The organism is Variovorax beijingensis (assembly GCF_007828835.1).
Taxonomy (GTDB): Bacteria; Pseudomonadota; Gammaproteobacteria; order Burkholderiales; family Burkholderiaceae_C; genus Variovorax; species Variovorax beijingensis_A.
In genome coordinates this window covers 81,296-103,742 of record NZ_VIVL01000002.1, presented here as the reverse complement: position 1 = coordinate 103,742, position 22,447 = coordinate 81,296, and the positions used below count along the sequence as shown (strand labels likewise).

General features: G+C 67.2%; 18 protein-coding genes. 17 read left to right on the top strand and 1 reads right to left on the bottom strand.

What is annotated here, in order from left to right:
• Positions 1 to 350 precede the first annotated feature (350 nt).
• The 9 genes from FB547_RS06775 (at position 351) to FB547_RS06735 (ending at position 10,453) form a co-directional block, all read left to right on the top strand.
• Positions 351 to 668, top strand: a complete 318-nt coding sequence (locus FB547_RS06775; protein WP_261380238.1) for a hypothetical protein — start codon at positions 351 to 353, stop codon at positions 666 to 668.
• A 90-nt stretch (positions 669 to 758) separates the two neighbouring features.
• Positions 759 to 2,123 carry a tRNA (N6-isopentenyl adenosine(37)-C2)-methylthiotransferase MiaB gene (gene miaB, locus FB547_RS06770; RefSeq protein WP_145740727.1) on the top strand — a complete coding sequence of 455 codons (1,365 nt, stop codon included), beginning with the start codon at positions 759 to 761 and terminating at the stop codon, positions 2,121 to 2,123.
• Positions 2,123 to 3,550 carry a sensor histidine kinase gene (locus FB547_RS06765; protein WP_145740725.1) on the top strand — a complete coding sequence of 476 codons (1,428 nt, stop codon included), beginning with the start codon at positions 2,123 to 2,125 and terminating at the stop codon, positions 3,548 to 3,550. Before miaB ends, FB547_RS06765 begins: the two co-directional genes overlap by 1 nt.
• A gap of 114 nt (positions 3,551 to 3,664) precedes the next feature.
• The gene (locus FB547_RS06760) at positions 3,665 to 4,276 is read left to right on the top strand and encodes a hypothetical protein (protein ID WP_225612797.1); all 612 of its coding nucleotides are present in this window, start codon (positions 3,665 to 3,667) and stop codon (positions 4,274 to 4,276) included.
• 34 nt (positions 4,277 to 4,310) lie between these two features.
• Positions 4,311 to 5,699 (top strand): sigma 54-interacting transcriptional regulator, encoded by a 1,389-nt coding sequence (locus FB547_RS06755; RefSeq protein ID WP_145740723.1) that lies wholly within the window; start codon positions 4,311 to 4,313, stop codon positions 5,697 to 5,699.
• 193 nt (positions 5,700 to 5,892) lie between these two features.
• Complete coding sequence (locus tag FB547_RS06750) at positions 5,893 to 6,096, top strand: hypothetical protein (protein WP_012746113.1); 204 nt, start codon at positions 5,893 to 5,895, stop codon at positions 6,094 to 6,096.
• A gap of 7 nt (positions 6,097 to 6,103) precedes the next feature.
• Positions 6,104 to 8,119, top strand: a complete 2,016-nt coding sequence (mdoH, locus tag FB547_RS06745; protein ID WP_145740721.1) for a glucans biosynthesis glucosyltransferase MdoH — start codon at positions 6,104 to 6,106, stop codon at positions 8,117 to 8,119.
• Between the two features lie 301 nt (positions 8,120 to 8,420).
• Positions 8,421 to 9,317: an RNA ligase family protein gene (locus FB547_RS06740; RefSeq protein ID WP_145740719.1), complete on the top strand. Its 897-nt coding sequence runs from the start codon at positions 8,421 to 8,423 to the stop codon at positions 9,315 to 9,317.
• Positions 9,314 to 10,453 carry an AAA family ATPase gene (locus tag FB547_RS06735; protein WP_145740718.1) on the top strand — a complete coding sequence of 380 codons (1,140 nt, stop codon included), beginning with the start codon at positions 9,314 to 9,316 and terminating at the stop codon, positions 10,451 to 10,453. Before FB547_RS06740 ends, FB547_RS06735 begins: the two co-directional genes overlap by 4 nt.
• Before the next feature lie 65 nt (positions 10,454 to 10,518).
• Here the strand turns inward: FB547_RS06735 and ffh are convergent, their stop codons facing one another.
• Positions 10,519 to 11,907, bottom strand: a complete 1,389-nt coding sequence (gene ffh / locus FB547_RS06730; protein ID WP_124960436.1) for a signal recognition particle protein — start codon at positions 11,905 to 11,907, stop codon at positions 10,519 to 10,521.
• 181 nt (positions 11,908 to 12,088) lie between these two features.
• Between ffh and FB547_RS06725 the strand changes: the two genes are divergently transcribed.
• From FB547_RS06725 to FB547_RS06690, 8 genes are all read left to right on the top strand, one after another.
• Positions 12,089 to 12,901 carry an inner membrane protein YpjD gene (locus FB547_RS06725; RefSeq protein ID WP_145740716.1) on the top strand — a complete coding sequence of 271 codons (813 nt, stop codon included), beginning with the start codon at positions 12,089 to 12,091 and terminating at the stop codon, positions 12,899 to 12,901.
• Complete coding sequence (locus tag FB547_RS06720; protein ID WP_124960434.1) at positions 12,898 to 13,158, top strand: PP0621 family protein; 261 nt, start codon at positions 12,898 to 12,900, stop codon at positions 13,156 to 13,158. Before FB547_RS06725 ends, FB547_RS06720 begins: the two co-directional genes overlap by 4 nt.
• A 41-nt stretch (positions 13,159 to 13,199) precedes the next feature.
• Entirely contained in the window at positions 13,200 to 14,900 is a 1,701-nt protein-coding gene (locus FB547_RS06715) for a two-component system sensor histidine kinase NtrB (RefSeq protein ID WP_145740714.1), read from the top strand.
• Between the two features lie 25 nt (positions 14,901 to 14,925).
• On the top strand, positions 14,926 to 16,464 hold the full coding sequence (locus tag FB547_RS06710; RefSeq protein WP_145741976.1) for a sigma-54-dependent transcriptional regulator: 1,539 nt from the start codon (positions 14,926 to 14,928) through the stop codon (positions 16,462 to 16,464).
• Complete coding sequence (gene ampD, locus FB547_RS06705; protein WP_145740712.1) at positions 16,451 to 17,059, top strand: 1,6-anhydro-N-acetylmuramyl-L-alanine amidase AmpD; 609 nt, start codon at positions 16,451 to 16,453, stop codon at positions 17,057 to 17,059. Before FB547_RS06710 ends, ampD begins: the two co-directional genes overlap by 14 nt.
• Positions 17,060 to 17,409: 350 nt before the next feature.
• Positions 17,410 to 20,325 carry a ribonucleoside-diphosphate reductase subunit alpha gene (locus FB547_RS06700; RefSeq protein ID WP_145740710.1) on the top strand — a complete coding sequence of 972 codons (2,916 nt, stop codon included), beginning with the start codon at positions 17,410 to 17,412 and terminating at the stop codon, positions 20,323 to 20,325.
• Positions 20,326 to 20,503: 178 nt separating this feature from the next.
• Positions 20,504 to 21,676 carry a ribonucleotide-diphosphate reductase subunit beta gene (locus FB547_RS06695; protein WP_145740708.1) on the top strand — a complete coding sequence of 391 codons (1,173 nt, stop codon included), beginning with the start codon at positions 20,504 to 20,506 and terminating at the stop codon, positions 21,674 to 21,676.
• 195 nt (positions 21,677 to 21,871) lie between these two features.
• A complete protein-coding gene (locus tag FB547_RS06690) occupies positions 21,872 to 22,396 on the top strand; it encodes a histone H1-like DNA-binding protein (protein WP_012746103.1) in 525 nt (174 codons plus the stop codon).
• The last annotated feature ends 51 nt before the right edge of the window (positions 22,397 to 22,447 follow it).

Here is a 22,447-nt window from a genome sequence, read left to right as displayed (position 1 = left end):
CCTGCAAGAGCGAGGACGAGTTTTTTCTTCATGGGTTCTTGTGCACTTTGGGCTGACAGCGGCTATTGGAGCAGCCGTCGACTCGCAGTGTCCGTGAGTGCCGTAAAGATAAGTAAAGCCGCAATGCCAGGGCCCATGTACAACCCGCTGTGGCAGGCGCCGGGGATGATTTCACCCCGCCGCTAAAATCGGCGCTCCACAGCCTCTGGATATACCCCATGAACCGCTGCAAGAAACCCACGAATGCTCTCACTTTCATAGCGCTTTGCACAGTAGCTGCAAGCCTTTTTTCCATTGGCGCCGCGGCCCAGTCCGAGGTGCCCCGGCCGCAGACCCAGAACGAGTCCCTGGTGGGCGGGCGCACCTTCCCGGTCGGCACGCTGCGCGGCAAGTTCATGGTGATCGACGGGGTCGACGTCGAACTCGACGGCAAGCCTGACCGCATGGCGCCGGGCGGCCGCATCCGCAGCGCGCAGAACATGCTGGTCATGTCCAGCGCCATCACGGGCCAGAAATTCCTCGTCAACTACACGCGCGATGCCGCCGGCCTGCTGCGCGAGGTCTGGATCCTCACGCCCGACGAAGCCGTTGCCAAGCGCGAGTCGCTCGACAAGCCGCTGCTGAACATCTGGCCGTTCACTTCGAACGACACCGTCAACACGCAATAAAGATGCCGGCGGGCCGCGCCCGCCGCGCCGCAGGACCACGCAAGCGCCCTGCATCGGCCCTCCCGGCGAGGAAGGCCAGGAAAGCACCCCATGAGCAAAAAAGTATTTATCAAGACCTTCGGCTGCCAGATGAACGAGTACGACTCGGACAAGATGGCCGACGTGCTGAACGCCGCCGAGGGCTACGAGCCGACGCAGAACGTGGACGAGGCCGACCTGATCCTGTTCAACACCTGCTCGGTGCGCGAGAAGGCCCAGGAAAAGGTGTTCAGCGACCTCGGCCGCGTGAAGCACCTGAAGGCCAGGGGCGTGAAGATCGGCGTGGGCGGCTGCGTGGCGAGCCAGGAGGGCGACGCCATCATCGCGCGCGCGCCCTACGTCGACATCGTGTTCGGCCCGCAGACGCTGCACCGCCTGCCCGAGATGCTGAAGGACCGCGAGCGCCTGGACCGTCCGCAGGTCGACATCAGCTTTCCGGAGATCGAGAAGTTCGACCACCTGCCGCCCGCGCGCGTCGAGGGCGCCACGGCGTTCGTCTCGATCATGGAAGGCTGCTCCAAGTACTGCAGCTACTGCGTGGTGCCCTACACCCGCGGCGAGGAAGTGAACCGGCCGCTGGACGACGTGCTGGTGGAAATCGCCGGCCTGGCCGACCAGGGCGTGCGCGAAGTCACGCTGCTGGGGCAGAACGTGAACGCCTACCGCGGCCGCATGGGGGACACGGCCGAGATCGCCGACTTCGCGCTCCTGATCGAGTACGTCGCCGAGATCCCCGGCATCGAGCGCATCCGCTACACCACCAGCCACCCCAACGAGTTCACGCCGCGCCTGATCGAGGCCTATGCCAAAGTGCCGCAGCTGGTGAGCCACCTGCACCTGCCGGTGCAGCACGGCAGCGACCGCATCCTGATGGCCATGAAGCGCGGCTACACCGCCATGGAATACAAGAGCACGGTGCGCAAGCTGCGCGCCATCCGGCCCGAACTCGCGCTCTCCAGCGACTTCATCGTCGGCTTCCCGGGCGAGACCGACGAAGACTTCGCAAGGATGATGAAGCTGATCGACGACTGCCAGTTCGACAACAGCTTCAGCTTCATCTTCAGCCCGCGCCCCGGCACGCCCGCCGCCGCGCTGCACGACGACACGCCCCATGCGGTGAAGCTGGCCCGCCTGCAGACGCTGCAGCGCGTGATCGACGGCAACGTGCGCCGCTTCGGCGATGCGCTGGTCGGCACCACGCAGCGCGTGCTGGTCGAAGGGGCTTCCCGCAAGGACGCGAACGAGCTGATGGGCCGCACCGCCTGCAACCGCGTCGTCAACTTCGAAGGCGACGCACGCCTGGTCGGGCAGATGGCCGACCTGCGCATCACGCGCTCGCTCGCCTACACGCTGCGCGGCGAAGTGGCCACGCGCGAATCGTCGACGGTGCCGGTTCCCGCCGCGCTCGCCGCCTGATGGCGAAGCGGCCGTCCAGACGGGGCTCGTTCCAGCAGCTCCTGCTTTTCGCGTTCCTGCTGATCACCGCCCTCCTGGTGGGCGTGGCGCTGCGCTCGGTGTTCCAGTACGACGCGCTCATGACCCAGAGCCGCGATGCGGCGGCCCGTGCGCTGCGGCTCTCGGGCGCGGCCCAGTCGCTGGCCGAGCGCAGTGCCGCCATGGAGCGCGCCGGTCGCCAGTCGCTGGTGCTGAACGACGCCGTGCTGCGCCGCCGCTTCGACGACGCCGCGCGCGAAGCGCACCAGGTGCTCGAAAGGCTCGAGAGAAACGGCCTCGCACCTTCGGGCATCGAGCTCTGGCGCGCCCAGCTCGGCGTGATCGAGGGGCTGATGAGCGGCAGCCCCGAGAGCGCGCTCTCGCGCGAAAGCGGCATGGCCATGCAGTTCCGCGAGCTCGATTCGCTGAACACGAACCTTGCGCAGCAGGCCCAGTTCCTGATCGAAATGCAGAACGACGCGCTGGCCAAGCGCATCGAGAACGCGCGCCGCCGGCTGATGCGCGAAGTGGTGGCCGCCAGCATCCTGGCGGTGTCGCTGGCGCTGGCTTTCGGCATCTGGCTCGCGCGCCCTTTCAAGCGGCTCGAGCACGCCATCGTCGGACTCGGCCAGAACCGGCTCGACGAGCCCATCGACATCCGCGGCCCGGCCGACGTGCGGCGGCTGTCGCAGCAGCTCGAGTGGCTGCGCCTGCGCCTGACCGAACTCGATGCCGACAAGGCACGCTTCCTGCGCCACGTCTCGCACGAACTCAAGACGCCGCTGGCGGCGCTGCGCGAAGGCGTCTCGCTGCTGGAAGACGGCGTGACGGGTCCGCTCAATCCGGCCCAGCTCGAAGTGGCGCAGATCCTGAACCAGAACACCGTTTCGCTGCAGGGCCAGATCGAGGCGCTGCTGCGCTTCAACGCCGCCGCCTTCGAGGCCCGCGAACTGCGCCGCGAACGCACCGACCTGCTGCCGCTGGTCGAGGAGCAGATCGAGGCGCAGCGCCTGCAATGGCAGGCCCACGGCCTGCGCGTCCATGCCGAGGGCGAGTCGATCACGCTCCCGGTGGACCGCGCCAAGCTCGGCACGGCGGTGGCCAACCTGCTGTCCAACGCGATCCGGTATTCGGCGCGCGGCGGCGTCATTTCGATCGTGGTGTCCGGCACGCCCACCACCGCGTGCATCGATATCAACGACGCGGGCCCGGGTATTGCCGAGGGCGACCGGGACCGGATTTTCGAGCCTTTCTACAGGGGCGAACGCCAGCCCGAGCATGCCGTCAAGGGCACGGGCATCGGCCTTTCGATCGTGCAGGAGTACATTGCTGCCCATGGGGGCCGCATCACCCTGCTGCCAGAGGGGCCCGGCGCGCGCTTTCGCATCGAACTGCCGCGCACGGCCTGAACCCACCGTGAAGCCCCCGGGCATCCACCTGAAAACAAATACCGCCTCTTGCCTTTTCTTCAATCCATGCTTTTTCCGTTCGTCCGCAGTTCGACCCTGTCCGGGGCGGTGGCCATGCCTTTCGTCCTGCTGCTGGCCGCCTGCGCGACACAGCCCGCACCACCCGCCGAGGCCGAGGCCCTGCCGCCGCCGCCCGCCGTGCCGCGCGTGATGCCGGTCGAGGCCGAGCCCAAGGCGCCCGCCACGCAGCCCGCCTCGCTCTTCACGCTGATGACCCAGGGCCCGGTCGCGGCCATGCTGGCCTATGCCGACAAGATGCGCCCGCTGGGCGGCGCCGAGCTGGCCGCCGAAATCACCCGCGCCGGCGATCCGGGCGATTCGCCCACCGCCCAGATGCAGCTTGCACTGCTGCTCGCGCAGACCCGGGTGCCGGCCGACCTCGCGCGCGCGCTGGGCCTGATGCAGCGCGTGATCTCCAACCCCTCGCCCGAGGCGCAGCCCCTGCAGCCGCTGGCGCGCGCGCTGGCCGCGCGCTACGTGGAGCAGCGCCGCGTCGAGGACGACCGCGACAAGCAGGCGCAGCAGGTGCGCGAAAGCCAGCGCCGCATCGACCAGCTGAACGACCGCATCGAGGCGCTGCGCGCCATCGAGCGCAGCTTCGCGCGTCCCAACAACGTGCCGGCGCCGACCCTGCCTCCGCCCTCCGGCACCAGGCCCAATCCATGAACCGCAGCCGGCGATTGCCCAAGGAGCCCCATCGATGAGCACGACCGGCGCGCGCCTGCTGGTGGTCGACGACGACCCGGACATGCTGCGGCTGCTCTCGATGCGGCTGAGCTCGGCGGGTTACCAGGTCACGGCCGTGACCTCGGCCGAAACCGCGCTCACGCAGCTCGAGATCGAGCATCCGCAGCTGGTGCTCAGCGACGTGCGGCTGCCCGGCCGCGACGGACTCCAGCTGTTCGACGAGATCCGAAAGCGCCACCCCTCGCTGCCGGTGATCCTGCTCACCGCCCACGGCACCATTCCCGATGCGGTCGAGGCCACGGCGCGCGGCGTGTTCACCTATCTCACCAAGCCCTACGACGGCCGCGAACTGCTCGACAAGATCGCGCAGGCGCTGGCGCTCGGCGCACCGGCCAGCACGCCCGCCAAGGCCGGCGACGAAAGCTGGCGCGCCGAGATCGTGAGCCGCAGCAACCGCATGTCCGAGCTGCTGGCCGAGGCGCGCATGGTCGCCAAGTCGGACGCCTCGGTGCTGCTGCGCGGCGACAGCGGCGCCGGCAAGGAACTGCTGGCGCGCGCCATCCACCGCGCCAGCCCGCGCGCCGACAAGCCCTTCGTGGCCGTCAATTGCGGCGCCATCCCCGAGGCGCTGCTCGAATCGGAGCTGTTCGGCCACATGAAGGGCGCCTTCACCGACGCCCACGCCAACCACAAGGGCCTGTTCCAGCAGGCCGACGGCGGCACGCTGCTGCTCGACGAAATCGGGGACATGCCGCCCGCCCTGCAGGTCAAGCTGCTGCGCGTGCTGCAGGAGCGCGCGGTGCGCCCGCTCGGCGCCAGCCAGTCGATCGAGGTCGACGTGCGCATCATCTCGGCCACCCACCGCGACCTGGATGTCGCCATGGAAGCCGGCCAGTTCCGCGAAGACCTCTATTACCGGCTCAACGTGGTCACGCTCACGCTGCCGCCGCTGTCGGCCCGGCGCGAGGACATTCCGCTTCTGGCCAACCACTTCCTGCAGAAGCTCTCGACCAAGTACGGCAAGCGCCTGTCCGGCTTCGCGCCCGAGGCACTCAAGGCGCTGGCCACCGCGGCCTGGCCCGGCAACGTGCGCCAGCTCTACAACGTGGTGGAACAGGTCTGCGCGCTGTCGAGCTCGCCGCTGATCCCGCTGGCGCTGGTGCAGCGCGCGCTGCGCGTGCCCACGGTCGAGGTCCAGACCTATGCCGAGGCCAAGCAGCGCTTCGAGCGCGACTACCTCGTCGGGCTGCTCAAGCTGACCGACGGCAACGTGGCCGACGCCGCCCGGCTGGCCGACCGCAACCGCACCGAGTTCTACCGCCTGCTGCAGAAGCACGAACTCACGCCGGGCCACTTCAAGGCCGACGCTGTCGCTCCGGGCAGCGAGCCTGTCGCCGACTAGCGACGCCCCTAAGTTGTTGATTTAAAAGGCCATTCTCCACCAGCCTCGCGGGCTTGTCGGGATTCGGCGACAAAAACCGGGGTTTCGGGGCCTTCCAGCCGGCTCCAACCCCGAAAACAGCATCCAGATCGCCATAAGTCGTTGATCTGAAAGCGTTTTTCCAGCCTGGCACAGGGTTTGCCCCTGTACAGGCATGACAGCACTCACCAGCCCATCTTTCGCACTGCGCCAGCAGCGCGACGGCCTGCGTCAAAAGCAGTTTTCCCCCGTGCGGCCTCGTGCCGCCGGTCATTCGGTGGCCGCGCTCGCAAGCGCGGGCGGCGCCGAACCGGATTGCGTGATCAAGCGCTTTCCTGCCATTGGCGACACCCCTTCCCTCGACAAGCAACGTTGGTAAATCACACATGAAGCCGAACGACTTCTCCCAACTGAACGTGCTGACCGAAGCCGACTTTTCGCACCGCAGCCCGGTGCGCGAAGAACGCCACCCCAATTCCGTGACCGCTCCGCCGGTCAACCGCGGCTCCATGACGCCCCGCCCCTGGCGCGGCTTCTGGAACAGCATCGGCACGGCCCTCCTGGTCAAGCTCGGCGCCGGCGGCAAGCCGGAAAGCCAGACCGCCGAAGCCGGCGCCCAGGTCAAGCAGCCCTGGCAACGCGCCGCGGCCCAGCGCCGCTTCGCATTCATGGCGCTCACGCTGCTGAGCACCGTGATCGCGTCCGTGCTGTTTGCCGGCGTGCAACCCGACTACGACAACGTCTGGCTCGAATACGGCCAGATCGGCCTGTACGGCCTGCTCTCGGGCTGGGTCGTCACCGGCTTCGTGACCGCGCTCATGGGCTTCTACGTCTCGGTGCGCGGTGACAAGCACGCGCTCTCGGTCAAGCAGGTGGCCCACCACCCGATGAACCCCGAGGCACGCACCGCGATCATCATGCCGATCTGCAACGAAGACGTTGCCACGGTGTTCGCCGGCCTGCGCGCCACCTGCGAATCGGTCGCAGCCACCGGCCACGCGAAGCAGTTCGACGTGTTCGTGCTGTCCGACAGCTACTCGCCCGAAACCGCCGCCGCCGAGCGCGCCGCCTGGGAAGACCTGCGCGCCGCGCTGGCCGACAGCCCCAACCAGCCGCAGGTCGAGGTGTACTACCGCCTGCGCACCCGCCGCACGCACCGCAAGGCCGGCAACGTCGCCGACTTCTGCCGCCGCTGGGGCAAGGACTACCGCTACATGGTCGTGCTCGACGCCGACTCCGTGATGAGCGGCGATTGCCTGACCTCGATGGTCAAGCTGATGGAAGCCAACCCTACCGCCGGCATCATCCAGACCGCCACGCAGGCCATCGGCCACGTGACGCTGCATGCCCGCGCGCAGCAATTCGCCTCCCGCGTGACGGGCCGCCTGTTCACGCTGGGCATGCAGTTCTGGCAACTGGGCGAATCGCACTACTGGGGCCACAACGCGATCATCCGCGTCGAGCCCTTCATGAAGCACTGCGCGCTGGCGCCCATCAAGGGCACCGGCGGCATGTCGGGCGGCATCATGTCGCACGACTTCGTCGAAGCCGCGCTGATGCGCCGCGCCGGCTACAACGTGTGGCTCTGCGCCGACCTGGTCGGCAGCTACGAGCAGCAGCCGCCGGACCTGCTGGCCGAATTGCAGCGCGACCGCCGCTGGTGCCAGGGCAACCTGCAGAACGCCCGCCTGATGGCCGAGCCCGGCATCCACCCGGTGCACCGCGCCATGTTCGTGACCGGCACCATGGCCTACGTCTCGGCGCCGCTGTGGCTCGCATTCCTGACGCTCGGCACCGCGCTGTGGCTGAGCGGCTCGAGCCTGATCTCCAGCTGGAGCGTGCTGCCGGCGGAACTCGCCGGCCTGTGGGTCTGGACCCTGTGCCTCCTGTTCCTGCCCCGCGTGCTCGGTATCGCGGCCGTGCTGATGCGCGGCGAGCAGCGCCAGTACGGCGGCCTCTGGGGCCTGGTGAAGAGCTCGGTGCTCGAAAGCAGCCTGGCCATCGTGCAGGCGCCGGTTCGCATGCTGGCCCACTCGCTGTTCGTGCTGGTCGCCCTCACCGGCATCAAGCTCGACTGGAAGTCGCCCCCGCGTGAAGCCGCTGCCGTGCCGTGGAAGGTCGCCGTGACGCAGCTCGCTCCCATGAGCGTGGTGGTCGGCGCGCTGGCCCTGGGTGTCGCAATGATCGATCCGAGCGCGCTGATCTGGCTCATGCCGGTGGGCCTGCCGCTGCTGCTGGCCATTCCGCTCACGGTGCTGACCAGCCAGATCGCGCTGGGCACCTCGCTGCGCGACCGCGGCTTCCTGCTGATTCCCGAGGAATCGCGTTCGCCGGCCGTGCTGCGCCGCGCCTGGATGCATGCGCTGCGCCTGGCGCGCCCTGCGGCGCTGGCAACGGCCTGATGCGCTGAAGACACAGTCTCGAAAAAAGCCGACCTCGAGGTCGGCTTTTTTCATGGCGCGTGGCTAGAATCGCGCCTTCTTTTTTCAACCCACGGATCCCTCGATCCCCTGGAGCGCCAAGTGCCCCGATTCGCCGTCACAACCCCCTGACGCCGACAACACCACTTCACTGGTCATGTCGGGCGCCAAGCTGCGCATCCCGCTGACCAGACACGGCCTCCTCGGTCGCTGAAGTCGACTCTCTTCCCAGCTTCGCTCCCGCACGTTGTCGGTTCTTCCTGATTTGCATCCGGAGAACAACGTGTTCCCTCTCTCTTCACTTTCATCGGTTCCACTGCTCAAGTACCCGCGTACTGCGCATCTGGAAGGCTCGCGCCTGCAGGCCGGCGACACCGACGCTGACCAGACGCCGTTGTCCGCGCTGCAGGGCCAGCATGTGGTCATCGAGGAAAAGCTCGATGGCGCCAACGCGGCCGTGTCGTTCACCTCCGCGGGTGAACTGCTGCTGCAGTCGCGCGGCCACTATCTCGCGGGCGGGGCCAGCGAGCGGCAGTTCAACCTGTTCAAGCACTGGGCCGCTGCGCATGAAGCGGGGCTGCTCGAACGGCTCGAAGACCGCTACGTCATGTACGGCGAGTGGTGCTTTGCCAAGCACAGCTGCTGGTACGATCGGCTGCCCGCGTTCTTTCTCGAGTTCGACCTCTACGATCGGCAGAGGCAGTGTTTCCTGTCGACGCCGGCACGGCACGCGCTGCTCGACGGCAGCCCGGTCGTTTCGGTGCCGGTGCTCTACGACGGCGAGATGCCGCGCCACGCGAAAGCACTGCGCCTCCTCGTGCGACCGTCGCTCGCGCGCAGTGCCGGCTGGAAGGCGGCCTTCGAACAGGCCGTGATGCAGGAAGGCCAGCCGCTCGACCTCGTGCGGCAGCAGACCGACCTGTCGGACCTGGCCGAGGGCCTGTACCTCAAGACCGAATCGCAGGGCGAGGTCACCGGCCGCTACAAGTGGGTTCGGCCTGATTTCGTGCAGACCATCCTCGACTCGGGCTCGCACCACAGCCGCCGGCCCGTGCTGCCCAATCGACTGGCGGCAGGCGTGGATCCGTACGCACCGACGCCCACGACCACATGGCAAGACCTGGGATTGCGCACATTGCACGCCCCAGCCGAACTCACGCCCCCCGGGAGGACGCGATGACCTGCGACGATTTGCGCGCCCTGGTGCCCGCGCCTGGCAAAGACACCGACTGGCGGCAGTGCTGCGAGCTGCTGCCGGGCCTGCTGCGCCTCGAAGAGACGCCGCAAGACCCGTACTACCACGCCGAAGGCAACGTCGGCATCCACACGCGCATGGTGCTCGACGCGCTGATGCAGGATCCGCACTACCAGCGCGCCGATGTCGACGGCCGTTTCGTGCTGTTCATGGCCTGCCTGCTGCACGATATCGCCAAGCCTGACACCACGGTGATCGACGAAGCCAGCGGCCGCATCGGTCAGCCCGGCCATTCGCGCCGCGGTTCGGTCGACGTCCGCGTGCTGATGTGGAAGGCGCGCGTGCCGTTCGCGCTGCGCGAAGCGGTATGCCGGATCATCGCGGTGCACCAGTTGCCGTTCCATGCCTTTGCCTCGCGCAAGGGGTTGCGGCCCGAGTGGCTGGTGCACAAGCTCTCGTGGGAGCTGAGCCTGCCCGACCTGTGCTGCGTGGCGCGCTGCGACATGCTCGGGCGCCACTACGAGAAGCGCGCGGACAGCATGGCCGATATCGCGCTCTTCGAGGAGCTGGCCCAGGAAGAAGGCAGCTGGGAAGGCTCCCGCCAAATGGCCGATGCCCACACTCGGCTGGCCTACTTCCGTGGCGCGGACACCAGTCCCGATTACCCCCTCTTCCAGACGGCGGGTTCGCAGGTGACGGTGATGTGCGGCCTGCCCGCGAGCGGCAAGAACCACTGGGTGGCGCAGCACCGCAAGGGCTGGTCGGTGGTGTCCTTCGACGATGCGCGTGCCGAACTCGGGTTGAAGCACGGCGAAAACGACGGGCTGGCCGCGCACCACGCGATCGATCGGGCCAAGGCGCTGCTGCGCAGGCAGGAGCGCTTCGTCTGGAACGCCACGCACCTGAGCCAGCAGATGCGCGCCAAGACGCTGGACCTGCTCTGGGCGTACCACGCCCGGATCGAGCTGGTGTACCTGGAGGTGCCGCATCCCGAGCTGATGCGCCGCAACCGCGAGCGTGACACCACGCTGTCGAACGCGGGCATCGAGCGGATGCTGCATCGCTGGGAACTGCCCGCGCCGGTGGAAGCGCACGCGACGGTCTACGACGTGCAGACCTGAAAACGACGAAGCCCGCCGGAGCACCCTCCGGCGGGCTTCTATCTATCTATATATATGCGTGGGGCTCAGAACGGCAGCTTGGGACCGCCGGGCCCACCCATCCCGCCCATCCCCTTCATGCCGCCCATCTTCTTCATCATCTTCATGAGGCCGCCGCCCTTCATCTTCTTCATCATGCCCTGCATCTGCTCGAACTCGTTGAGCAGGCGGTTCACTTCCTGAACCTGCACGCCCGCGCCGGCCGCGATGCGGCGCTTGCGCGTGGCCTTGAGCAGCTCGGGCTTGCGGCGCTCCAGCGGCGTCATGCTCTGGATGATCCCTTCCTTGCGGCGGATGTCGCGCTCGGCGCGGGTCATGTCGGCTTCGGTGGCCTTGGCGGCCATCTGCTGCGGCAGCTTGTCCATCAGGCTGGAGAGGCCGCCCATCTGCTTCATCTGCTGCAGCTGGCCGAGGAAGTCGTTCAGGTCGAAGCCGGCACCGCTCTTGACCTTGGCCGCGAGCTTCTGCGCCGCCGCCACGTCGACGCCGGCCGTGACCTGCTCGACCAGCGCGACGATGTCGCCCATGCCGAGGATGCGGCCCGCATGGCGCTCGGCGTCGAACACCTCGAGGCCGTCGATCTTCTCGCTGGTTCCCGCGAACTTGATCGGCACGCCCGTCACCTGCCGCACCGACAGCGCCGCACCACCGCGCGAATCGCCGTCGGTCTTGGTCAGGATGATGCCGGTGAGAGGGAGCGCTTCCTTGAAGGCGCGGGCGGTGTTGATCGCATCCTGGCCCTGCATCGCGTCGACCACGAACAGCGTTTCGACCGGATCGAGCGCGCCGTGCAACTGCTTGATCTCGCTCATCAGCACTTCGTCGATGGCCAGGCGGCCGGCGGTGTCGACCAGCAGCACGTCGAAGAAGTGGCGCTTGGCGTGGTCGAGCGCGGCGCGCGCGATGTCGAGCGGCTTCTGGTCGGGCGTGCTCGGGAACCATTCGGCGCCAGCCTGCTTGGTAACCATCTTGAGCTGCTCGATGGCGGCGGGCCGGTAGACGTCGCCCGACACCGTGAGCACTTTTTTCTTGCGCTTCTCGATCAGGTGCTTGGCCAGCTTGGCGGTGGTGGTGGTCTTGCCCGCGCCCTGCAGGCCGGCCATCAGGATCACCGCGGGCGGCTGCGCCGCAAGGTTGATGTCGGACACGCCCTCGCCCATGGTGGCGGCGAGTTCGCGGTTGACGATGCCGACCAGCGCCTGGCCCGGCTTGAGCGAGCCCAGCACTTCCTGGCCGAGCGACTTTTCCTTCACCCGGGCGACGAAATCGCGCACCACGGGCAGCGCCACGTCGGCCTCGAGCAGCGCCATGCGCACTTCGCGCAGCATGTCCTGCACATTGCTTTCGGTGATGCGGGCCTGGCCGCTCATCGTCTTGACGAGGCGGGAGAACTTTTCTGTGAGGGCGGTGGCCATGAAGGAGATGCCTTGCTGCCCGCCGCGGCGGGTCATTGGAAAGTCGTGAACTGGTATCGGCCGCTTGCTGCCGCTTCGCGAAACACCGGGAACCGGCTCTGCCGAGCCTCTGGTGTCGCCCCGTTGAGGGGTTGGCGCCGCGACGCGAAGTGCGCAAGCCTGGGGGAGATAAACTCCGGCAATGATTTTAGCGATCCCCTCCCCACTTGCCGTGGCGCTGGGCATCGCCACCGCGGCTGCCTATGGATTTGCCGCTGCCGCAGGTGCCCGGCTGAGCCGCAAAGCTACCCAGTGGGCCCTCGGGCTGGCGTGGCTTCTGCATGCCGCGGTGCTGGGCCATGGCCTGGTCGGCAGCCAGCCGAAATTCGGCTTCGCGCCTGCGCTTTCGGTCACCGCCTGGCTGGTGCTCACGGTCTATGCGGTCGAAAGCCGCATGTACCCGCAACTCAAGGTGCGCCGCGCGCTGGCCTGGCTGGGCGCAGCCGCCGTGCTGCTGGCCATCCTGTTTCCCGGCACGCCGCTGCATGTGTCGGCATCGCCCTGGCTGCCGCTGCACCTTGCGCTGGGCATTGCCTCGTACGGCCTGTTCGGCGCCGCGGTGGTCCATGCCTGGCTGATCACGCGCGCCGAAAAGCAGATCCGCCTTGCCGCCGCCGAGCCGCAAGGCGGCGTGCCGCTGCTCACGCTCGAGCGGCTCACCTTCCGCTTCGTGATGGCCGGCTTCGTGCTGCTTTCCGCCACGCTGCTCGCGGGCCTGCTGTTCAGCGAAACGCTGTACGGCGCGAGCGTGCGCGGCTGGAAGTGGGACCACAAGACGGTGTTCTCTGTGCTCGCCTGGATCAGTTTCGCGGTGCTGCTGATCGGCCGGGTCCGCTTCGGATGGCGTGGCCGCACGGCGCGGCGCGTGCTGTATGCCGGCTCCGCCCTGCTGCTGCTGGCCTATGTGGGCTCGCGCTTCGTGCTCGAAGTGGTGCTGGCGCGCGGCGCGACATGAAATACCTGCTCGTTCTCGCGGTGCTCTGGGTGGCGATCTGGCTCTGGCGCAAGAACCGCCGGGAGGAAATGCGCGAGACCCTGCGCGAAGAGGCGGCCCGCGCCGCCAAGCGCCCGCCCGCCGCGCCGGCTTCGCCGCAGGCCATGCTGCGCTGCGCCCATTGCGGCTTGCACCTGCCTGCAAGCGATGCGATCGCGGGGCCTGGCGACGCGGTCTACTGCAGCGCGGCGCACCGCCAGGCCGCCGAGCGCGGCTGAGCGGGCGCCGCATCGATGAGCGCAGCGCCAGGAATGCACCGGTGAGCTCTTCTCCCTGGGCGCGCGGCGAGCCCGCCACCGACTGGAGCACGCTCGAGCCGGGGCGCGGCGAAAGTGCCGCGCTGCTGCGGCTGTGGCGCGGCTTCATGGCGGCGCGCTGCTTCGTTGCGCTGGTGCTCGTGCTGCTGCAGGGCGTGGCCATGGCGCTCGGCCAGACGGTGCAGCCGCTGGCCGTGGCCCTTTCGGCCGGCTATCTGGCTGCCACCTGGCTGGGCGCCCGCTACGCGCATTTCACGCCACCGATCCGGGCCTTCGGCATGCTGTGGTTCCTCACCATCGGCATCGACCTGGGCACGTTCACCGCGCTGCAGGTGCTCCAGGGCGGCAGCATCAACTACACGCCGCTGTTCGCGCTGCCGGTGCTCATGAGCGCGGTGCTGGGCACGGTGACCGTGGGCCTGGGCACCACGGCCACGGTCACGCTGCTGCTGCTCGCCGATGCCGGCTGGCACTGGCTGCTGCAGCAGCCCGGCGATTCCTCCACCCGCTTCGTGCAGGCGGCGCTCACCGGCACCGGGCTCTTCGTGGTGGCCCTGCTGGCGCACGAGCTGGCGCGCCGGCTGGCACGCGAGGAAGAAACCGCGCTGCGCAACCGCAGCAGCGCGCAGATGCAGGCGCAGGTCAACGACCTGGTGATCGAGACGCTGAGCGAAGGCGTGCTGGTGATCGACGCCGAAGGCATGGTGCATGCGGCCAATCCGGCGGCCGACGCGATCCTGGGCCAGGGGCTGGGCCGGCTCGGCCTGCCGTTCGCGCTGCATGCGCAGCCCGCCTGGCATGCGCTGGCCGCGTTGGCGCGCCAGACCTTTGCGCGCCGCGCGCCGCAAAGCGAGGAAATCCCCGTGGCGCAGGCGCGCGGCGCCGCGCGCGAGGTGCGCGTGCGCACGCGGCTCACGCCCACCAGCGACCGGCACGTCGACAGTCTTTGCGTCATGTTCCTGCAGGACCTGCGAGAGCTCGAAGCCCGCATCCGCACCGAGAAGCTGGCGGCGATGGGCCGCATGTCGGCCGCGGTGGCGCACGAGATCCGCAATCCGCTCGCGGCCATCACGCAGGCCAGCGCGCTGCTCAACGAAGACCTCACCGACCCCGCGCACCGCAAGCTGACCAGCATGGTGCAGCACAACGCGCAGCGGCTCGCACGCATCGTGGACGACGTGCTCGACGTCTCGCGCGCGCGCCAGCAGCGCGTGCTCTCGCTCGGCGAGCAGGTCGTGCTCGATCCCGCCGTGCAGGCGCTGGCCGAGGAGTGGGTGCGCCAGACGCAGCGCCAGGGCGTGCTGATCGCGCTGGACGCCGCCGACGCCGAAGTGCGCTTCGACGTCGAGCACCTGCGCCGGCTGCTCGTGAACCTGCTGGACAATGCGGCGCGCTACGCCAGCAGCCGCGCGGGCGCGATCCAGGTCGTCACCACCACGCAGCGCGGCAGTTCCGGCCGCCCGAGCCTGCAGGTGTGGAGCGACGGCGCGCCGCTGGAGCCGGCGGTGCAGCGCCACCTGTTCGAGCCTTTTTTCTCATCCGAGAGCCGCTCCAGCGGGCTCGGCCTCTTCCTGTGCCGCGAGCTGTGCCGGCGCCACGGCGCCACCATCGGCTACGAGCGGCGCGCACTGGTCGCGGGCGGGCCCGAGGGCAACGAATTCTTCGTCAGCTTCGCGCCCAGCGAAAACCGGCTGACACAATAGCGCCGTGAGCACTCCCCATCCCTCCATGCAGCGCCCGGCCAACATCCTGGTCATCGATGACGAGCCCGACCTGCGTACGCTGTACGAGCTGACCCTGCTGCGCGAAGGCTATCGCGTCGAGGCCGCCGGCAGCGTGTCCGAAGCCTGGCAGCACCTCGAGGCGGGGCAGTTCGATGCGGTGATCACCGACATGCGGCTGCCCGACGGACAGGGCATGGAAATCATCCATCGCATCCAGAAGAACCAGCGCAGCGAGCGCTGCGTGGTGATGACGGCCTACGGCTCCGCCGAGAACGCGGTCGAGGCGCTGAAGGCCGGAGCCTTCGACTACCTGACCAAGCCGGTCGACCTGAAGCAGTTCCGCGCCGTGGTCGCTTCCGCGGTGCAGGCGCAGCAGGCAGCGCCGGCCAAGGCCTGGCAGGCGGCGCCCGCGGGCCAGCCGCGCGCCGGCGCGCCGGCCGTTCCGGACAGCGGCGTCGCCGCGCTCGAGCGGCTGGTCGGCGACTCGGAGCCAATGCGCCTGGTCAAGTCGCGCATTGCCAAGGTGGCGCGCGGCATGGCGCCGGTGCTGGTGCGCGGCGAATCGGGCACCGGCAAGGAACTGGTGGCGCGCGCCGTGCATGCCTGCAGCCAGCGCAGCGAGGGCCCGTTCGTGGCGGTCAATTGCGGCGCCATCCCCGAGAACCTGCTCGAGGCCGAATTCTTCGGCGCCCGCAAGGGCTCCTACACCGGCTCGTCGCAGGACCGCGACGGCTACTTCCAGGCCGCGCGCGGCGGCACGCTCTTTCTCGACGAAATCGGCGACCTGCCGCTGGCGATGCAGTCCAAGCTGCTGCGCGCGATCCAGGAGCGCAGCGTGCGCTCCATCGGCTCGACACAGGAAGACGCGGTCGACGTGCGCATCGTGAGCGCCACCCACAAGGATCTTCACGCCGAAGTCCAGGCCGGCCGCTTCCGGCAGGACCTGTTCTACCGGCTCAACGTGATCGAGATCGCCGTGCCCGCGCTGCGCGACCGGCGCGAGGACCTGCCGGCACTCTGCGCCGCGCTGCTCGCGCGCATTGCGCAGGACGGCGGGCTGCCGGTGCCGCATCTTTCCGCCGAACTCCTGCGCCGCCTTGCCCAGCACCGGCTCGACGGCAACGTGCGGGAGCTCGAGAACCTGCTGCACCGCGCGGTGGCGCTCAACGACGGCGACGAACTGCATCTGGACCTGATGGCACCGCGGCCGGAGGCGGCCGAAGCGCCGGCCGAGACGGCCATCGCCGAACCCGCACCCTCTTCTGCTGCGACGTCCGGCGGCGAAACGCCTAGGTCGCCCGCCGCGGCCGTCGCGGAATCCAAGCCCTCGGCGCCCGCCCTCCCCTCGGACCTGCAGGCCTACCTCGATCAGCAGGAGCGCGAGATCCTCGTGCGCGCGCTGCACGAAAGCGGCTTCAATCGAACGGCCGCCGCCGCGCGGCTCGGCATGAGCCTGCGCCAGATCCGCTACCGCATCGCGCGGCTGGGCATCACCACGCCCGGCGGCGACGAAGGTGCCAGCACCAGCCATGCCGACGACTGAAGCACAGGCGAGCAACGACGACGGGCTCTGGCAAGCCGGCTGGTACCGCTTCGCCAAGGCGCTGCGCTCGCCGAATTTCGGCCCCCGGCCCGCCGGCGCGCAGACCGACCTGATCGTGCTGCACTCCATCAGCCTGCCGCCCGGCGAATACGGCGGCGACGCCGTGCAGCAGCTCTTCACCAACCAGCTCGACTGGGATGCGCACCCCTATTTCCAGTCGATCCGCGGCCTTGCGGTTTCCTCGCACTTCTATGTGCGGCGCAACGGCGAACTCTGGCAATTCGTGAGCTGCGACGAGCGCGCCTGGCATGCGGGCGTGTCGTCGTGGCGCGGGCGCGAGAACTGCAACGACGACTCCATCGGCATCGAGCTCGAAGGCCTCGAAGGCCAGCCGTTCGAAGAGGCGCAGTACGAGGCGCTGGCCAGCCTCTGCCCCGCCATTGCGCAGCACTACGCCATCGCGCACATCGCCGGCCACGAGCACATCGCGCCGGGCCGAAAACAGGACCCCGGCGCCGGTTTCGATTGGCAATTGCTGCGCGGGCACCTCGGCTGGAGTCCACGGATGTTTCCTCCGCAGGTGGTGCAGCGCTAATTTTTTCAATCGCGCGGCACCTCGCGATGCGCCGATCCCGCGGCGCAGCAATGAGAAAATTGCAATCGCCGCATTCAGCAACCATGCGCCCTGCAAGCCCAAATCGGCCTGCAAGCCACGCCCCATGCGGGTTGCGACAACATAGGCCAGTATTCATGCGGCATCGACGGCCGTATGCCGGACCGAAAGAAAAAACGGCAGGGGTTGTATCCACTGGAAAACGCTACATCTAGTGGGTTGTACACCCCTCAGACCCTAGATATAGTGTCCTCCGTCCGGTCAACAACGCCGGCGCGACGCCTAACCAAGGCATCGCCATCCAACAAGAATTGCCAACCGAGAGGAAGCGAATGCAAACAGCCCTGAACACCCCATCGACCTCGCGTGCCGTTCCCTCCACGCCCACGCAGCAGCAGCGCGACACCGCTGGCTCGCCCGCCGGACAGAACCTCGCGCACTACCAGATCATCCGCCGCAACGGCGCCGTGGTTCCCTTCGAACCCAACAAGATCGCCATCGCGATGATGAAAGCCTTCCTGGCCGTGCACGGCACCCAGGGCGCGGCTTCGGCCAGCGTACGCGAAACCGTCGACGCGCTCACGCAAGGCGTGATCCGCGCGATGGTGCGTTCGCGGCCGGGCGGCGGCACCTTCCACATCGAAGACGTGCAGGACCAGGTCGAACTCGGCCTGATGCGCGGCGGTCACCACGAGATCGCGCGCGCCTACGTGCTCTACCGCGAGCGCCGCACGCAGGAGCGTTCCAAGCAGGTCGAGCAGGAAGCGCCGGCCACGCCGACGCTGCACGTGCTGGACAACGGCGAACGCGTCGCGCTCGACCTGAACCAGCTCAAGGGCCTGATCGAATCGGCCTGCGAAAACCTGGGCGACAGCATCACCGCCGCACCGATCGTCGCCGAGACGATGCGCAACCTGTACGACGGCGTGCCGCTCGACGAGGTCTACAAGGCCTCGATCCTGGCGGCCCGCACGCTGATCGAAAAAGACCCCGACTACACCTTCGCGACCGCCCGCCTGCTGCTGCACACGATCTTCAAGGAGATCATCGGCCGCGAAGTGATGCCCGCCGAGCGCGCCACGGCCTATGCCGACTACTTCCCGCAGTTCATCAAGAAGGGCGTCGAGAACGACCTGCTCGACGAGAAGCTGCTGCAGTACGACCTGCCGCGCCTGGGCGCCGCGCTCAAGGCCGAACGCGACCTGCAGTTCGACTACCTGGGCCTGCAGACCCTGTACGACCGCTACTTCCTGCACGTGCGCAAGTCGCGCATCGAACTGCCGCAGGCCTTCTTCATGCGCGTGGCCATGGGCCTGTCGCTCGGCGAGATCGACCGCGAAGCCCGCGCCATCGAGTTCTACGAGGTGCTGTCGTCTTTCGACTTCATGTCGAGCACGCCCACCCTGTTCAACGCCGGCACGCTGCGCTCGCAGCTGTCCAGCTGCTACCTGACCACCGTGCCCGACGACCTCGACGGCATCTACGAGTCGATCAAGGAAAACGCGCTGCTCTCCAAGTTCGCGGGCGGCCTGGGCAACGACTGGACCCGCGTGCGCGCGCTCGGAAGCCACATCAAGGGCACCAACGGCGAATCGCAGGGCGTGGTTCCGTTCCTCAAGGTGGTCAACGACACGGCCGTGGCCGTGAACCAGGGCGGCAAGCGCAAGGGCGCCGTCTGCACGTACCTGGAAACCTGGCACCTGGACATCGAGGAGTTCCTGGAACTGCGCAAGAACACCGGTGACGACCGCCGCCGCACGCACGACATGAACACCGCCAACTGGATTCCCGACCTCTTCATGCGCCGCGTGATGGAAAAGGGCACCTGGACGCTGTTCTCGCCCTCCAACGTGCCCGACCTGCACGACAAGTTCGGCGCCGACTTCGAGCAGGCCTACACCGCCTACGAAGAAAAGGCCGCGCGCGGCGAGATCAAGCCCTCGCGCACGGTCCAGGCCTCGGACCTGTGGCGCAAGATGCTCACGATGCTGTTCGAGACCGGCCATCCGTGGATCACGTTCAAGGACGCCTGCAACGTGCGCTCGCCGCAGCAGCACGCCGGCGTGGTGCACTCGTCGAACCTGTGCACCGAGATCACGCTGAACACCAGCGACACCGAAACCGCCGTCTGCAACCTGGGTTCGGTGAACCTGCTGCAGCACCTGAAGGACGGCAAGGTCGACCAGGAAAAGCTCAAGAAGACGATCTCGACGGCAATGCGCATGCTCGACAACGTGATCGACATCAACTACTACGCCGTGAAGAAGGCGCGCGACTCGAACCTGCGCCATCGCCCGGTCGGCCTGGGCCTGATGGGCTTCCAGGACGCACTGTACGAACTGCGCATTCCCTACGCTTCGCAGGAAGCCGTGCAGTTTGCCGACGAGTCGATGGAAGCCATCTGCTACCACGCCTACTGGGCTTCGACCGAGCTGGCCCGCGAACGCGGCAAGTACTCGAGCTACAAGGGCTCGCTCTGGGACAAGGGCATCCTTCCGATCGACACGCTCGACCTGCTCGAAAAAGCCCGCGGCGGCTACGTCGAGGTCGACCGTTCGGCCACCCTCGACTGGGAGGCCCTGCGCCAGAAGATCAAGGCCGACGGCATGCGCAATTCCAACTGCGTGGCCATCGCCCCGACCGCGACCATCTCGAACATCATCGGCGTCGACGCTTCCATCGAGCCCTGCTTCGGCAACCTCTCGGTCAAGTCGAACCTGTCGGGCGAGTTCACCGTCATCAACCACTACCTGGTGCGCGACCTGAAGCGCCTGGGCCTGTGGGACGACGTGATGGTGATGGACCTGAAGCACTTCGACGGTTCGCTGCGCCCGATCGACCGCGTGCCGCAGGACGTGAAGGCGCTCTACGCCACCGCGTTCGAAGTCGAGACCACCTGGCTGGTCGAAGCCGCAGCGCGCCGCCAGAAGTGGATCGACCAGGCGCAGTCGCTCAACATCTACATGGCCGGCGCATCGGGCAAGAAGCTCGACGACACCTACAAGCTCGCATGGCTGCGCGGCCTGAAGACCACCTACTACCTGCGCACGCAGAGCGCGACGCACGCCGAGAAATCCACCGTGCAATCGGGCCGCCTCAACGCGGTGTCGTCGGGCAGCGATGCACCTTCGGGCATGAGTGCACTCGAAGCGGCGGCTGCCGCAGCGAAGGCGCAGATGAGCGCGATGCCTGCCACCGACATCGCGTTCTGCGGCGTCGACGATCCGACTTGCGAAGCATGCCAATGACGCGCGAGTGACGTCAGAGAGGTGCATGCACGACGCGCGAACTCTCAGTCGATCACGGCATCGACTGACATCGCGCGATGCATGAGAGCAACATAACAACCACATAAATGGAGCGCGACGTGAACGAGCACTTTGCAACTCACATCGTTGCTCCGATAATTGAGCATTGGATTTTTCTATGTTGACCTGGGACGAAGAAGTCAAGCCCTCCTTATCAAAGGATATGCAACAAGGATTGCAGCAACACCACGCATCGACCAGCGGCCTGTCCGCAGGCCGACCGGTGGATGCTCCGACTTCGCCGATTGCACAACCCGCGGCACCCGCCGCGGCGCAGCGCGTCAAGGCTTCCGACAAGCGCATCATCAACGGCCAGACCGACGTCAACCAGCTGGTGCCGTTCAAGTACAAGTGGGCCTGGGAAAAATACCTCGCCACCTGCGCCAACCACTGGATGCCGCAGGAAGTGAACATGACGCGCGACATCGCGCTCTGGAAAGACCCGAACGGCCTGACCGAAGACGAGCGCCGCATCGTCAAGCGCAACCTCGGCTTCTTCGTGACCGCCGACTCGCTGGCCGCCAACAACATCGTGCTGGGCACCTACCGCCACATCACGGCGCCCGAATGCCGCCAGTTCCTGCTGCGCCAGGCCTTCGAGGAAGCGATCCACACGCACGCCTACCAGTACATCGTCGAGTCGCTCGGCCTGGACGAGAGCGAGATCTTCAACGCCTACAACGAAGTGCCGTCGATCCGCGAGAAGGACCAGTTCCTGATCCCGTTCATCGACGCCATCAGCGACCCGAACTTCAAGACCGGCACGCACGAGACCGACCAGACGCTGCTCAAGTCGCTCATCGTGTTCGCCTGCCTGATGGAAGGTCTCTTCTTCTACGTCGGCTTCACGCAGATCCTTGCGCTGGGCCGCCAGAACAAGATGACCGGCGCCGCCGAGCAGTACCAGTACATCCTGCGCGACGAGTCCATGCACTGCAATTTCGGCATCGACCTGATCAACCAGCTCAAGCTCGAGAACCCCGGCCTCTGGACCCCCGAGTTCAAGGCCGAGATCAAGGCCCTCTTCCTGAAGGCCGTCGAGCTCGAGTACAAATACGCCGAAGACACCATGCCGCGCGGTGTGCTCGGCATGAACGCCTCCATGTTCAAGGGCTACCTGCGCTACATCGCCAACCGCCGTGCGCAGCAGATCGGCCTCGAAACGCTCTTCCCGAACGAGGAAAACCCGTTCCCCTGGATGAGCGAAATGATTGACCTGAAGAAAGAGCGCAATTTCTTCGAAACCCGCGTGATCGAATACCAGTCGGGTGGTGCGCTCTCCTGGGATTGAATCTTTCGACAAGAATTAATGATTTCAAGAATTGCCCTTGCCACCGATCGCGCCGAAGAGCGCGGCATGGACGAGGGCTCAGGTGTTCATGGTGCTGGAGCTCAGATTCCAACGCCATGGATCGCTTCACGCTACCAACGTGCGTGGAGTGCTTCAATAGGTTGATTTTTTCAACTTGATCAAGGAGAAATAGAAATGGCAACTGCAAAGAAAGCGCCGGCTAAGAAAGCCGCTGCAAAGAAGGCTCCGGCAAAGAAGGTCGCGGCCGCTAAGAAGGCTCCCGCCAAGAAGGTAGCTGCGAAGAAGGCTCCGGCCAAGAAGGTCGCAGCGAAGAAGGTAGCCGCCAAGAAGGCGCCGGCAAAGAAGGTAGCCGCCAAGAAGGCAGCTCCGGCAAAGAAGGCCGCTGCCAAGAAGGCGCCGGCGAAGAAGGCCGCAGCGAAGAAGGCTCCTGCCAAGAAGGCGGCGGCGAAGAAGGCTCCGGCAAAGAAGGCCGCTGCCAAGAAGGCCCCTGCGAAGAAGGCCGCCGCCAAGAAGGCTCCTGCCAAAAAGGCCGCGGCCAAGAAAGCCGCGAAAAAGCCCGCTGCCAAGCCTGCCGCTGCTGCCAAGAAGCCTGCTGCGAAGAAGGCTGCCAAGGCTCCTGCCGTAGCGCCTGCTCCTGCTGCGCAAACGACGCTGAACCCCCAGGCAGCCTGGCCGTTTCCGACGGCCAGCAAGCCCTGAGTCTGCTCAGCGGCCTTGACGGCAAAAAGCCCGGCACCTCACGGTGCTGGG

What these genes read in the sequence shown, in the direction of transcription:
- FB547_RS06765 (WP_145740725.1), top strand. Translation starts at nt 2,123, where the DNA reads ATGGCGAAGCGGCCGTCCAGACGGGGCTCGTTCCAGCAGCTCCTGCTT.
- FB547_RS06690 (WP_012746103.1), top strand. Translation starts at nt 21,872, where the DNA reads ATGGCAACTGCAAAGAAAGCGCCGGCTAAGAAAGCCGCTGCAAAGAAG.
- FB547_RS06760 (WP_225612797.1), top strand. Translation starts at nt 3,665, where the DNA reads ATGCCTTTCGTCCTGCTGCTGGCCGCCTGCGCGACACAGCCCGCACCA.
- FB547_RS06725 (WP_145740716.1), top strand. Translation starts at nt 12,089, where the DNA reads ATGATTTTAGCGATCCCCTCCCCACTTGCCGTGGCGCTGGGCATCGCC.
- FB547_RS06700 (WP_145740710.1), top strand. Translation starts at nt 17,410, where the DNA reads ATGCAAACAGCCCTGAACACCCCATCGACCTCGCGTGCCGTTCCCTCC.
- FB547_RS06710 (WP_145741976.1), top strand. Translation starts at nt 14,926, where the DNA reads ATGCAGCGCCCGGCCAACATCCTGGTCATCGATGACGAGCCCGACCTG.
- FB547_RS06735 (WP_145740718.1), top strand. Translation starts at nt 9,314, where the DNA reads ATGACCTGCGACGATTTGCGCGCCCTGGTGCCCGCGCCTGGCAAAGAC.
- FB547_RS06695 (WP_145740708.1), top strand. Translation starts at nt 20,504, where the DNA reads ATGTTGACCTGGGACGAAGAAGTCAAGCCCTCCTTATCAAAGGATATG.
- FB547_RS06750 (WP_012746113.1), top strand. Translation starts at nt 5,893, where the DNA reads ATGACAGCACTCACCAGCCCATCTTTCGCACTGCGCCAGCAGCGCGAC.
- ffh (WP_124960436.1), bottom strand. Translation starts at nt 11,907, where the DNA reads ATGGCCACCGCCCTCACAGAAAAGTTCTCCCGCCTCGTCAAGACGATG.
- FB547_RS06755 (WP_145740723.1), top strand. Translation starts at nt 4,311, where the DNA reads ATGAGCACGACCGGCGCGCGCCTGCTGGTGGTCGACGACGACCCGGAC.
- miaB (WP_145740727.1), top strand. Translation starts at nt 759, where the DNA reads ATGAGCAAAAAAGTATTTATCAAGACCTTCGGCTGCCAGATGAACGAG.
- mdoH (WP_145740721.1), top strand. Translation starts at nt 6,104, where the DNA reads ATGAAGCCGAACGACTTCTCCCAACTGAACGTGCTGACCGAAGCCGAC.
- ampD (WP_145740712.1), top strand. Translation starts at nt 16,451, where the DNA reads ATGCCGACGACTGAAGCACAGGCGAGCAACGACGACGGGCTCTGGCAA.
- FB547_RS06720 (WP_124960434.1), top strand. Translation starts at nt 12,898, where the DNA reads ATGAAATACCTGCTCGTTCTCGCGGTGCTCTGGGTGGCGATCTGGCTC.